This window comes from Microcystis sp. M015S2, assembly GCF_020245945.1.
Lineage (GTDB): Bacteria > Cyanobacteriota > Cyanobacteriia > Cyanobacteriales > Microcystaceae > Microcystis.
Window position 1 is genome coordinate 1 of the sequence record NZ_JADBTX010000097.1, and the last position, 12,877, is coordinate 12,877.

Sequence of the window (12,877 nt, forward strand, 5' to 3'; positions counted from 1 at the left end):
AAACTGTTGACTGTGCGGGAACAATTACAAAGAGAAGCTCACCGCAATCAACAACCCTTATTAGCAGAAAATATCCCTAGACTATGGATACTAACTCCTACGGCCAGTCAAAGAATTATAACTGCTTTTTCCGCTCTCAATAATCCAGATTGGGGAGAAGGAATTTATTTTTTAGCCCCAGCATTAACCACATCCCTTATTGTCCTGCATCAATTACCCGAAACCCCTGAAACCCTTTGGTTAAGATTATTAGGTAGAGGAGGAACCAGAAGCAGAGCGATTGATGAATTAGAGGCATTATCTTCTAATCATCCTTTCAAATCAGCTGCCTTAAAATTATTATACAATTTGAGTAGGAACTTGCAAGCCTTACCAAAAAGAACCCAGGAAGAGAGTAAATTTATTATGCGTTTAGCCCCTTTATACGAACAAGATAGAGAAAAAGCTATTCAACAAGAAGAAGCTATCGGACTTCAACAAGGAGAAGCCAATCTAGTGCTACGCTTACTTAACCGACGTTTTGGTGAACTTCCCCCGCATATTACCGAAACTATCCAAAAACTAACCGTAGAAAAATTAGAAGACTTAGGAGAAGCATTACTAGACTTTAAGAGTCAAGCTGACTTAATCAATTGGCTTAATCAAGCCTAGAATATTCGGGAAAGGTCATTTAAAACTCCTATATTTTTTTTCTTAATTGTTCGGAAAATTGATAAATTTATTGAATAGGGCAAGGTCTTGAAAATTAATCACACCATCTCCATTAAAATCTGACGTTGCTAATTTGAGTTCTGAATCTTCTTAGGTGAGATTTTTAAAACCTAGACCCCAACTAACTTTTGGCTGCGATACACAGTTAGCATTCATAGCTTGATTCAAAAACGCCGAATAATCTTATACTACTCCTAATCACTTCTTATCTCTTGACAATGACCTTAGAAACCGATCACGGTAAAAGCCATCCCGTCGGTGCGACTGTCTTGGCCGATGGTGTCAACTTCTCACTATTTTCTAAGTATGCCACTGCGATCGAATTATTATTATTTGATGATGCCAATTCCCCGCAACCTAGTCAAATTATTCGTCTCAATCCCCAAGAAAATCGCACTTTTTTCTATTGGCATATTTTCGTTCACGGGATTGGAGCCAGTCAAGTGTATGCTTATCGAGTCTATGGTCCAGATAATGCAGCCCGGGGTCATCGCTTCGATCCTGATAAAGTAGTTCTTGATCCCTATGCGAAAGCGATTGTCGGTGCGGAAATTTATGATCGACAAGCTGCCAGCGAAAAAGGCGATAATTGTCATCGAGCTTTGCGGGGTCTGGTGGTCGATCCGGGCTGCTACGATTGGGAAGATGACGCACCGTTACGCACTCCCTACTCTGCCAGTTTTATCTACGAAATGCACGTCGGTGGTTTTACCCGTAACCCGAATTCCGGCGTTAGCGAGGAAAAAAGAGGTACTTTTGCGGGATTAATCGAAAAAATACCCTATTTGAAAAACCTAGGCATTACTGCCGTGGAATTGTTACCGATTCATTACTTTGATCCCGCTGCGGCCATGCCGGGGTTAACTAACTATTGGGGTTATAGCACGATCGGCTTTTTTGCGCCCCATGCCGGTTACAGTAGCGATCGCTCACCCCTGGGTCCTTTGAATGAATTTCGGGATCTGGTGAAAGCTTTACACAAAGCGGGGATCGAAGTGATTCTCGATGTGGTTTTCAATCATACCGCCGAGGGGGACGAAATCGGGCCGACTCTTTCCTTGAAAGGTATCGATAATCGCACCTACTACATCCTTGATGCGGTCGATAAAAGCCTCTATAGCAACTATACCGGCTGTGGTAACACCCTCAAGGGCAGTCATCCGATTGTTGGCAAAATGATTCTCGATTGTTTGCGCTATTGGGTGTCAGAAATGCACGTGGATGGTTTTCGCTTTGACCTAGCGGCCGTATTATCGCGCAATGTGGACGGGGAACCGATCCTGCAAAAAGGTTATAACATGATCTGGGCGATCGAATCGGATCCGGTCTTAGCTGGCACAAAATTAATCGCCGAAGCTTGGGACGCGGCAGGATTGTATAGTGTCGGTCAATTTGTTGAATTTGCCGATTGGTTTTCCGAGTGGAATGGGCCTTTTCGCGATGATGTACGCGCTTTTGTCCGGGGAGATACCAGCATAGTCACGAAATTAGCGGCGCGGATTTTAGGAAGCCCCGACATATACCACAGACCTAACACTGATGTCAATAGAAGTATAAATTTTGTTACCTGTCACGATGGCTTTACCCTTAACGATCTAGTGTCCTACGACGAGAAACACAACGAGGCTAACGGCGAGGAGAATCGGGACGGTTGCAACGATAATTTTAGCTGGAATTGTGGGATAGAAGGGGAAACCAATAACGAGGCGATTAAAACCCTGCGACTGCAACAAATAAAAAATCTCTTAACGATCCTGTTCATTTCCCAAGGAACACCTATGCTGTTGATGGGGGACGAAGTGCGACGCACCCAAAAGGGCAACAATAACGCCTATTGTCAGGATAACCAGTTAAGTTGGTTCGATTGGAGTGCGGTAGAGCAAGAGTTCGATCTTTGGTGTTTCGTAAGGAGACTGATCGATTTTAATAAAAAATTAGCTCTTTTCCGTCAGGAAAAATTGCTAGAAGTCACCTATACCAGTCTTGAACCCCATCTCAGTTGGCATGGCGTACAGTTGAGTAAACCCGATTGGTCGGAAGATTCCCGCAGTTTAGCTTTTTCCCTGCGTCATCCCAAGGCAAATGAGTATTTACACATTATGCTGAACGCTTACTGGGAATCTCTCGACTTCCAGTTACCCCCCCTATTCCCAGAGGAAAAATGGCATCGTGTCATCGATACTGCTGGGCAATTGTCCGAGGCAGCCTGTGATTTAGATGCCGCAGCTGCTATTGAATCGGAAACCTATCGGGTGCAAGCGCGTTCGGCGGTAGTTTTAATCGTTAAACCAGTATAACAAGGGGAGAGATATTACCCGATCGAGCGATGTTGAATGCTTTAACTAATGAACAATGGCATCAATTCAATCGTCAAGTGGAAAAACGTTATTTATTTGCGGAGCAATAGCTGAAATGATGCGGCTTTCATTAGCTAAACGGGTATCGATTCTCTCTTTGTGTTTAATTGGTTTTTCCCTGCCTTGGACCGCGTTCAGCGTTTCACCGGTACAGGCGAACCTAGAACCGAACGTGATCGCTATTGGTGATCCCGTCCGAGAAGAAAAGCAAGCTCGGCAGTTAGTAGAATGGTTGGGAACTAAAAAATACGACAAGGTGATTGCAGCTTTGTCACCCCAACTAAAACCCCTCTGGACTGCCGAAAAACTGCAAAGGGTCTGGGAAAGCCAAGTAACTGACCATACTGGACCGTTTAAGCGCATTGTCAAAAGCAAGCTACTCGATGCTATCAATGCCAATTTGGTGATTGTCACCGTTGAATTTGAGAAACTCACTGAAGATGTGGTAATTACCTTTAACCAGTCCGGTCAGGTAATTGCCGCCGATTTTCCCGAATTTCGTAGTATTTCTGAGATTGGCGATGCTTTTGTCAAGGCTTTGGCCAATAAAGACTACGGCCTGGCCAGAGGTTATCTACACCCTTTCCTAAAAGCTGAGGTTTTCCCCACCAGAGTACAAGGCGCTTGGGAGAATTTACTTAAGCGTACCGGCCCCGTGCGTCGGATCGTGGGAACTCAGGTCAGAAAAGGTTCGGATACGGACGGTGTGGATCTGGTGTTGGTGACGATTCAATTTGAAAAACTGACGGATACTTTAATCCTCGTTTTTGATGATCAAAAGCAGATTGTCAACGTGGATTTCCCTTTAGGCAATTAGTAATCAGCCGAAATTACCGCGTAAATTGAGTTGGAGACGATAAGTTATGTTAGATAAAATCGAAGTTCCCATCGAAGCGATCGCAGCTAGGGAGATTCTAGATTCCCGCGGCCGTCCCACGATCGAAGCAGAAGTGCTGTTAGAATCGGGGGCAATGGGTTTGGCCCAAGTCCCCAGTGGCGCTTCTACGGGCAGTTTTGAAGCCCACGAATTGCGCGATGACGATCCCCAGCGTTACGGTGGTAAGGGTGTCCTGAAAGCGGTTCGCAATGTCCACGAAAAAATTGTCCCGGTTTTGGAAGGGATGAATGCTTTCGACCAAGCTAGTATCGATTTAGCTATGATCGATCGCGATGGCACGGCCAATAAACGAGAATTAGGGGCTAATGCTATCCTAGCCGTCTCTCTGGCTACGGCCAAAGCAGCGGCGGCGGATCTGGGCTTGCCTCTCTATCGTTATCTGGGGGGTCCGATGGCTAATGTGCTACCCGTCCCGATGATGAACGTGATCAATGGTGGTTCTCACGCTGATAATAACGTCGATTTTCAGGAGTTTATGATCTTCCCCATCGGGGCCGATTCTTTTAAGGAGGGTTTGCGTTGGGGGGCGGAAGTATTCGCCGCTTTGGGTAAGGCCTTGCACGAACGCAAATTACTGACCGGTGTGGGCGATGAGGGCGGTTATGCTCCGAATTTGGGTTCAAATCAGGAAGCTTTGGATATTTTGATCGAATCGATCGAACGTGCTGGTTATAAACCGGGGTCGCAGGTGGCTTTAGCTATGGATGTGGCCGCCAGTGAATTCTATCGGGATGGTCAATACATCTACGATGGTTCTTCCCATTCTCCCGCCGAAATGGTGGATTTTTTGGCTAGTTTAGTCGATCGCTACCCGATTATTTCTATTGAAGACGGTTTACACGAGGAAGATTGGGATAACTGGAAATTATTGACCGATAAACTGGGGGCGCGGATTCAGTTGGTGGGCGATGATTTGATGGTGACTAATCCCATCCGTCTGCAAAAAGCGATCGATCTGGGTATTGCTAACTCGATCCTGATTAAACTCAATCAGATCGGTTCTTTGACGGAAACCCTACAAACGATCGCCCTGGCTACCCGTCACGGTTATCGTTCTGTTATCAGTCATCGTTCCGGAGAAACGGAAGACACTACGATCGCAGATCTGGCGGTAGCTACTAATGCCGGACAGATTAAAACTGGTTCTCTCAGTCGCAGTGAACGAGTGGCTAAGTATAATCGCTTATTACGCATCGAAGAAGAATTGGGCGATCGGGCGGTGTACGCGCCGAAAGTCGGTTTGGGTCCAAAATTCTTGGCCTAAAATTTGAAAAAAGTTTGCAGTGATCGAAAAAGGGTGTTATACTAAAAACACTGATAACTGATAACTGGTCACTGACTATTGTGGTACTTCGCTGGAACCTTTTTCGGCGAAGTATTTATTTTTGGCCTTTTTTCTGCACAAAGGTATGATTTTTGGGCCAAAGGTGTTATATTAAAGGTACTGATAACTGATAACTGGTCACTGACTATTGTGGTACTTCGCTGAAACCTTTTTCGGCGAAGTATTTATTTAACCACAGTTCGGGTTAAACAGAGGGGGATAAAGCCCATTCCATGGTCAAGCTGAACTTATCGGGCGTTGTCGCCGTCAGCGCTAGGGAGTTTTTGGGGAAGGGAAAGCTTCCCGTCAGATTTCGACCTCCATTGATTTTTGTAAATAATAATTTCAAGGCACTCGCTACTAGCATAGGATAGAAACGTCGGATTTCTAGGATGGGGGATGATGAAAGACAGTTCTATATTCCAACGTTTCCCACAGGTATTCGCGGGTTTATCGGTGCTATCGATCGCTCTCGTCTTGAGTTCGTGGATAGCGGCGCGCTCGTTCTTGGCGGTGAAACGGGCGAGCGATGTTTTTGTCGTGACCGGTTCGGCCAAAAGGGCGATTACATCCGATTATCTTCTCTGGCGTTTATCGGTTTCCAGTCAACAACCCAGCGCCCGGGACGCCTACCGCGATCTGATCCGGCAAACCGAGCGGATACGAGCTTATCTCAAAGAAAAACAAGTTCCCGAGGACGCAATCACCACTAACGCGATCGAGACGATGGCGATTCCCGAAGTAACAGCTAACGGCCAGGAAACCGGACAAATTCTCGCCTATCGTCTCACCCAACGCTTCGAGATCCGAGCGAGCGATGTGGCCCGTTACACGGAACTTTCTAGGCAGGTAACGGAATTGATTGAGGAGGGAATTAGCCTCGTCTCTGAACCTCCCCAATATCTTTACACCCAATTGGATAAGCTGCGGGTGGAAATGGTGGCGGCGGCGACCAAGGATGCGAGAGCGAGGGCTGAGGCGATCGCTAGTAGTACTGGCAGTCGGGTGGGAAGGGTGCGCGATGCGAAAACGGGAGTTTTTCAGATCACCTCGCGCAATTCCACTGACGTGAGCGATTCGGGAATTTACGACACCTCCTCCATCGACAAAGATATTACCGCGGTCGTTTCGGTAACTTTCGGGATCGAGTGAATTACAGTCTTTACCTACGGGTGCATCTGATTTTTGTCAATCTACCCAGTGGGGATTTTTCAAGAGAAACTCTCTGCTTAAAATTGGCCGTTATTGGCGATTTTTACCTCAATACCGCCGCAGATTAGCTTTTGGAGTGGGATGCTTAGACGCGGCTTTGTGGCATTTGTACTAATTTAAGGATGACTGATCATTGTTGATTGTCGTTATTTCTGCACATCTGAGATGCTCCCAGAAAGTCCGGACAAGCTAAGAGAAGATTTTAGTTTCAATCTGGTCATGACAAAACTACCTGAAACTTCAGGAACTGTCCTTGCTATTATCTTTTTGGTTGTCAATCTTTCCCAACTGCTTCGGCAGTTTTTTTGGGCTTTTTTTGTCTTTCTGGCTTTTTTGCGAACAAATGAACTAAGATAGTCCTTCTCTTTAATAAAAATCATGTTTAAATTTGTTTTGCCTAAGTAAAACTTATCAATTGGGCGACAAATCAGTGGCATTCAATAGCATGATTTCTGGAGTGAATTTTTCAGCAGACCCTATCTGCAAGGAGAGAGTGAAACGGCTCTCTCCTTAATTATGGCTATTCGTCGTCGTCGCTGGCGCCAACTTGCTTGAGATGAATATGTTTTCTCCCCAAAGTAATTTCAAATTCATCTCCCGGTTTGAGTCCCATTTTTTTGGTGTAGGCCGAACCGATCAGGAGATTATTATTTGATTGGACACTGATCCGGTAGCTGGCCGAGCGCCCACCTCGTCCGTGTCCATTGGCACTGCTATCTAAGTCAATCCCCTCGGCATCGATTAAAGCATTGAGAAATTTCATCATATTAACGCGTTCAATACCATTTTTTGTCATGGTATAGTAGCCGCATTCCCGGGCTTTTTCTTCTTTGCTGAGGTTGCCTAGCTGTTTAACTTTCTCAATTAGTTCGAGGCCGGTCAGGGGTTCTGGATTGGTAGTTGTGTTCATTTAAGTTTGCAGTAGATAAGTAAAGGTTAGGGTCATCAAGGCTAGTCGAGGAGAATTGCTCCCCCTGACCAGAAACAATCGGGTTACGATTGATCTCTACACTTATCTTACACGGTATAAACTAAAAATTATCACTTGCTTGAGGAAATTGATTGTAATTGATTAGACTCTATCTCTCGATCAAAATCTTAACAGAATTTATCAATGTTGATCGAGATGCTGAGGGAAGGGAGGTTAGCCTTTCTGTCATCAATGAGAGCAGGGGCTAGGATAGAGATAAAGAGGTAAAAATGAGGGATAATGAAGCTAACAACTAGGGGTCACTATAGTGTTAAAGCCTTGCTGGATCTTAGTTTACAACCGAGGGGAACTCCCGTATCGGTAAAATCGATCGCCCTGCGTCAAGATATCCCGGCCGCTTATCTAGAGAAATTGCTGATAGAAATGCGACGAGCGGGGTTAGTTCGTTCCTTTCGGGGAGCGCAAGGGGGTTATCAATTGGCCAGGCCGGCAAATCGTATCTCGTTGGGGCAAATTTTGGAGGCGGTGGGAGAGACGATCGAGCCATTATCAGGCTATCATCCCAGGGACGAACAGGCAGAAGATTGGGTGACATTTACTATCTGGAAACACCTCCACGAGAAATTAAAAGAGGCCCTGGGGAAGATTACCTTAGCCGATTTATACTACGATGCGCGTAGCTGGATCGCCGCTAGGGGAGAGGAAACCAGCTTTATTGTTTAGTAGTTTAGAAGTTATGACAGCAACAACTCAAGCAAAGATTTATGGGGGAGGTTGTCACTGTGGAGCGATCCGTTTTCAAGTGGCGATCGAGCATGATCAAGCTCTAGACTGTAATTGTTCCATTTGTCAGAAAAAAGGCTTTCTGCATCTGATTGTTCCTTCAGCACAATTTACCCTCCTAAGCGGTGAAGATTTCTTAAGTACCTATACATTTAATACCCACAGGGCCCAACATTATTTTTGTCGTGTTTGTGGTATTCATCCTTTCTATCGTCCCCGCTCCCATCCTGACGCTATAGATATAAACCTGCGCTGTTTGGATGGCAATGTCTTAGGGGATTTTCAGATCCAGTTCTTTGATGGGGCTAACTGGGAAGACAATATTGAGAAAATTCGGGATGTCGATGGGAAAAGGGAGTAATTGTGAAGGAAACGGCAACGGCGATCATTTTAGTATTAGGGGCAGTTTTAGATTATCTGGTCGGCGATCCTTGGGGATGGATTCATCCAGTGCAGGTGATGGGGGCGATTATTGCCGTTGCCACAAAAGTTATCCTTAATTGGACGCGGGAAAAAATTCGCCAACGTTTAGCGGGCATAATTCTGGGACTAGGTTTAATTATCTTGGCCGGGGTCTTAACTTGGCTAGGAATCGAATGGTTAGGTCAGGTCAATTTGCTGCTGAGTTGCCTAGTACAAGTGATTCTCTTGGCTAGTTGTTTAGCCGGTAGAAGTTTACGCAGGGCTGCCGAAACCGTCATCGCACCTTTACAAGCTGAAAATATCACCTTAGCTCGTTGCCAACTAAGTTTATACGTTGGTCGCGACACAGATAATCTCGGCCAGGAAGAAATCCTCCGCGCCCTATTAGAAACCGTCAGTGAAAATGGTGTCGATGGAGTTACCGCGCCGCTTTTTTATGCCCTTCTCGGTGCTTTTCTGGGGGTGGGACCAGTGCCCCTCGCTTGCGCTTATAAAGCCGCTAGTACCCTCGATTCGATGATTGGCTATCGTCGGCCACCCTACACCCATATGGGTTGGTTTAGTGCCAAAAGCGAGGATGTTTTGACATGGCTACCTTGTCGTTTGACGGTATTAACTCTCGCCCTAATTTCGGGCCGGCCAGGGCGGGTTTTAAGCATTTGTTGGCGCGATGCCCGTCGGGATCCTAGTCCTAATTCCGGTTGGAGTGAATGCGTCTATGGGGCGATTTTGGGGGTGCAATTGGGGGGGAAAAATCAATATCGGGGCCAGATTGTGGAAAAACCTTTATTAGGCGATAACCTCAACCCGATTACCGTTAAAACCGTCGAACAGGCTTTGTATTTAACCCGTACTTGTGTATTACTTTGGTTAGCGATCGCTGTTAGCTGCCTAATTGCTAGAGATTTTGCTCAATTTTAGCGACCAGAGGCGACGGCGTTGACGGGATTGACGCTGCCAGTAACGGATAATCAGGGAGAAGGTCAAGAATAGGGATTGCAGTATCTGTATCTGTCCGCAGAGGCGTTGATAGTTTTGTCGGAGATAATAGGTTTTCGCCCCGGCGATAACAATATATTCGGGGGCGGGGTAAAAAATGTGGTGTAAACGTCGTTCCACCCGGTTTAAAATTTTGGTCACTCGCCCTAAAATCCGCCGCAATTGCCACAATTTCCAGACTAGAAAGCAATTAAATAAAGTTAAGCCTAGATTGAAGCCGAGGACAAAAAAGAACATGGTCGAGGCGATGGTCGAGTTATGCCAATTTTAGCCTAGATTCCCGACTTGAAAGTGTCGGGGAAAGAAATCTAAGACTAAATCCTGTTTAAAAGGTCAATTTAGCGTCCGAGGGCGTGTAATCCGTTAATAATTTCGGCACAGCGCTCGGTAACTGCCTGTAAAGCTTCTCTTTTGCTAGAAATCGGTGGCGGCAGCACTTCCCCGATGCGAATAGTTAAGGGAATACTATGGGGAAAAGAAGAACCTTTTGGAAAAATCTTTTCTGTCCCCCACAAACTGACGGGTAACAGGGGAACTCCCGCTTTAGCGGCAATCATCGCCGCGCCTAGTTTTGGTTGATGGATTAATCCGTCCTCGGTGCGGGTTCCCTCCAGAAACACTCCCACTGCCCAGCCCGCTGCTAAGGCTGCCATCGCCGCCCGAATTGCCCCGCGATCACCACTGCTGCGTTTGACGGGATAGGCCCCATAAAGAGCGATCGCCTGTTTTAAAATCGGGATGGTAAATAATTCTTCTTTAGCCATATAAGCTACGGGACGACGCACGGCACAGGATAATAGGGGTGGATCGAAGTAACTGGCGTGATTGCAGACGATAATCAGAGGATGACGCTGGGGGACATTTTCCACTCCGTAAACGCGACCGCGAAAATAGCCGTGTAGGGTGGGGCTAACGAACGACCATTTAAAGAGATGATATAAAACTAAACTGGCAAAAGGTTCTCGCTCTTGAGGCTGGTTCATGACTGACAAGTGTTCCCTAGACATGGAAAAGCCCTTGGGAGTCTTGCCGTGTTTCGACCCCAAGGACTTTGCTTTCTTCTCACTCCTCACACAATTAAAATGTATAGCAATTTATCGGTTAGGGAAAGGTTAAGAGTGCCGCTTTCTTAACTGGCATAATTACTTACCTACGGTTGAGAGCGCCAAAAGGATTAGCAAGATGTGTAATTAATTTTGCCTAGGTACTGAAAAAAAGTTGGGTTAAAATATAAAGGCCAAATCTAGTCAGAAAAAGAGATTTTTTAGGGAAAAACAGGTAAATTGTGCTGTAGATTGCCTAAATGGTTGTATTTTAGGCGATAAATGCCCCAATCAAGCTCATGCCGCCGAAGCAGCTAAATTTATTGCCGAAACTTCTTTGGAAAAGATGTTAGAAATGGCCGAAGCCGCTAGACTGAAAAAACTGACGCAACCGACCCAATGGATTATTCCCGATGATTTCTAGGGTTTGATAGGGGAAGGGAGAACGGGTAAGAAAGTCGCTGTACCTGATTACTCCCAATAGCACTATATCAGTTTTTTCCACTGTTGACTGTTCACTATTCACTAAATAAAAGGCAGACAAGCAAGCATTTTCGGTTATTGATAATTTTTTCTTTTCGTGGCTTTTTGTTTGCTGGTAGGGAGTAGGGGAGCGGTTAATTTTTCATAGAGTTCAAAGAGGTATTCAATACGATTTAATTCATTGGTAAAGGGTTGGGGACGATAACACAAATCAACGGCTTTGTCGAGTTTTTGGTGAGCTTTGAGCAAGTCGGGAGGCATGGTTAAAGGATCATATAAATCCGCAAGGCTACTATCAGGATATTTTGCCCTAGTATCTAGCACAGCTTGAGCGCAAGTTTCGACGGTTTGTTTTTGTTTTTCGGTAGCAGTTTCAGGAAAGGGGTAGTTATTATAAACAATATCTTTTGAGTAACGATAATCACTTTTTAATCTTCCACACACATATTTAACCCATGCCATGTGCATTTCTGAAGTAAGAATACCAAATAAATATAAATTTGCATTAGGAATTAATAAAACTTGATCATTACCAATCACATTTTTATTCATAAAACCTATTGGAATATATTTTCTTCTTTCAGATGAGACGCGGGGAACAAGTAAATAATTCGTTTCGGGTTGTGCTATTTGACAGAATAGAGTAGGTGTCGCCGCAAATTTGCGAGTAGAAGCAGCTTTACTTTTTAATCTAAAATTTTTAACCTTATCTACTTTTTTTATGACTTCTGGTAATGTCTTTAATTCCCTGGGAGAAATATCAATTAACCATAGACAGTAGCGACTATAACCATTAATAAATTCTTGCGCTCCTGTATAAGGTCTAATCCATTTTTCTGCCTTCGGCTCTAATTTTAAAAATTCTTCTTTTTCCAGTTCTGTAAAAATAAAATTACCACCATCTCTTGGCATACTACCAAAACGCATTAATGGAACATTAGATAAAGGAAAACTTCGGTTAGAAATAATGATGTCACTTCCATCAACCAAATAGGGATTAATATTATTAGACTGAATGACTAATGATTCACCTTGAATATCTTCATAATCAAATAGGATTTTATTTGTTATATTAAAACTTCCAAAGCCAATAATTACACAATGAACTGCGGCGTTTCCTTTTGCTTCATTACTCCATTTAAAAGTACGATGGACAAAATGAATTTTTAACTGATATTTTTGAAAAAGAATATTCCAAAGTAATGCAACTTGCTCACCTTGAGATATAGAATTTGTGAAAACAAAAGAAACCCTGATTCTATTGCCCTGAATTATTTGAGCAGCCTTAATATACCATGCACACACATAATCTAAAACGCCTATTCCTTTCTCACTGTCAAAAACATAAGCCATATCATTCCTTTGCTCATCGTTCATAATCATCGCACCAACAAAAGGAGGATTTCCTAAAATAAAATTGAGCTTCTCTTTTGATATAACTTCCTCCCAATCAATCCGCAAGGCATTTCCATGAACAATCTTTGCCGCTTTCTTTAATGGTAAACGCACAAAATACTGACCAAAAGTATTACTAACTTTAATATTCATCTGATGATCAATTAACCACATCGCCACCTGAGAGGGGGACAAGCGAGCTAGAAGGTAGATAGGGCAAGCGATATCGCTCTTTGTCCTTTGATGTAATCCTTCAACCGATAGCGGCTAATTTGCATTAGCTCTTCTATATTTTTTTGGAACATTTGATGTAGCCCG

The 12,877-nt window shown here is 44.4% G+C and carries 12 protein-coding genes and 2 pseudogenes; 10 read left to right on the plus strand and 4 right to left on the minus strand.

The window, feature by feature from the left end; translation table 11 throughout:
* The 6 genes and pseudogenes from IM473_RS17050 to IM473_RS17075 form a co-directional block, all read left to right on the plus strand.
* Positions 1-651: DUF4351 domain-containing protein (locus IM473_RS17050; RefSeq protein WP_287659493.1), on the plus strand; the 651-nt coding region annotated here is incomplete at its 5' end.
* A 278-nt stretch (positions 652-929) separates the two neighbouring features.
* On the plus strand, positions 930-3,008 hold the full coding sequence (gene glgX, locus IM473_RS17055) for a glycogen debranching protein GlgX (RefSeq protein WP_287659492.1): 2,079 nt from the start codon (positions 930-932) through the stop codon (positions 3,006-3,008).
* A 115-nt stretch (positions 3,009-3,123) separates the two neighbouring features.
* A complete protein-coding gene (locus IM473_RS17060) occupies positions 3,124-3,885 on the plus strand; it encodes a DUF3887 domain-containing protein (RefSeq protein WP_287659491.1) in 762 nt (253 codons plus the stop codon).
* 46 nt (positions 3,886-3,931) lie between these two features.
* Positions 3,932-5,230 carry a phosphopyruvate hydratase gene (eno, locus tag IM473_RS17065; RefSeq protein WP_287659489.1) on the plus strand — a complete coding sequence of 433 codons (1,299 nt, stop codon included), beginning with the start codon at positions 3,932-3,934 and terminating at the stop codon, positions 5,228-5,230.
* Positions 5,231-5,692: 462 nt separating this feature from the next.
* Entirely contained in the window at positions 5,693-6,442 is a 750-nt protein-coding gene (locus IM473_RS17070) for an SIMPL domain-containing protein (RefSeq protein ID WP_287659488.1), read from the plus strand.
* Between the two features lie 236 nt (positions 6,443-6,678).
* Positions 6,679-6,859, plus strand: a pseudogene (locus IM473_RS17075) (transposase); the annotation flags it as partial.
* A gap of 163 nt (positions 6,860-7,022) precedes the next feature.
* Here the strand turns inward: IM473_RS17075 and IM473_RS17080 are convergent.
* Complete coding sequence (locus tag IM473_RS17080) at positions 7,023-7,412, minus strand: AbrB family transcriptional regulator (protein ID WP_002737568.1); 390 nt, start codon at positions 7,410-7,412, stop codon at positions 7,023-7,025.
* A gap of 300 nt (positions 7,413-7,712) precedes the next feature.
* On the opposite strand from IM473_RS17080, the gene IM473_RS17085 reads away from it, so the two are divergent.
* The 3 genes from IM473_RS17085 to cbiB are packed head-to-tail and all read left to right on the plus strand — an operon-like array spanning position 7,713 to position 9,560.
* Positions 7,713-8,156 (plus strand): Rrf2 family transcriptional regulator, encoded by a 444-nt coding sequence (locus IM473_RS17085; RefSeq protein ID WP_002783777.1) that lies wholly within the window; start codon positions 7,713-7,715, stop codon positions 8,154-8,156.
* Positions 8,104-8,577: a GFA family protein gene (locus tag IM473_RS17090; RefSeq protein WP_287659487.1), complete on the plus strand. Its 474-nt coding sequence runs from the start codon at positions 8,104-8,106 to the stop codon at positions 8,575-8,577. Before IM473_RS17085 ends, IM473_RS17090 begins: the two co-directional genes overlap by 53 nt.
* Positions 8,578-8,579: 2 nt before the next feature.
* Positions 8,580-9,560, plus strand: coding sequence for an adenosylcobinamide-phosphate synthase CbiB (gene cbiB, locus IM473_RS17095; protein WP_287659486.1), 981 nt, complete (start codon positions 8,580-8,582; stop codon positions 9,558-9,560).
* Here cbiB and IM473_RS17100 read toward each other — a convergent pair.
* Both IM473_RS17100 and IM473_RS17105 read right to left on the minus strand, forming a co-directional pair.
* Positions 9,531-9,779 (minus strand): hypothetical protein, encoded by a 249-nt coding sequence (locus IM473_RS17100; RefSeq protein ID WP_271931191.1) that lies wholly within the window; start codon positions 9,777-9,779, stop codon positions 9,531-9,533. The genes cbiB and IM473_RS17100 overlap by 30 nt on opposite strands.
* A gap of 197 nt (positions 9,780-9,976) precedes the next feature.
* Positions 9,977-10,645 (minus strand): lysophospholipid acyltransferase family protein, encoded by a 669-nt coding sequence (locus IM473_RS17105; RefSeq protein ID WP_287659485.1) that lies wholly within the window; start codon positions 10,643-10,645, stop codon positions 9,977-9,979.
* 223 nt (positions 10,646-10,868) lie between these two features.
* On the opposite strand from IM473_RS17105, the gene IM473_RS17110 reads away from it, so the two are divergent.
* On the plus strand, positions 10,869-11,105 hold the full coding sequence (locus IM473_RS17110) for a hypothetical protein (protein WP_287659494.1): 237 nt from the start codon (positions 10,869-10,871) through the stop codon (positions 11,103-11,105).
* Positions 11,106-11,239: 134 nt separating this feature from the next.
* On the opposite strand, the pseudogene IM473_RS17115 reads toward IM473_RS17110, so the two are convergent.
* Positions 11,240-12,745, minus strand: a pseudogene (locus IM473_RS17115) (class I SAM-dependent DNA methyltransferase); the annotation flags it as partial.
* Between the last annotated feature and the right edge of the window lie 132 nt (positions 12,746-12,877).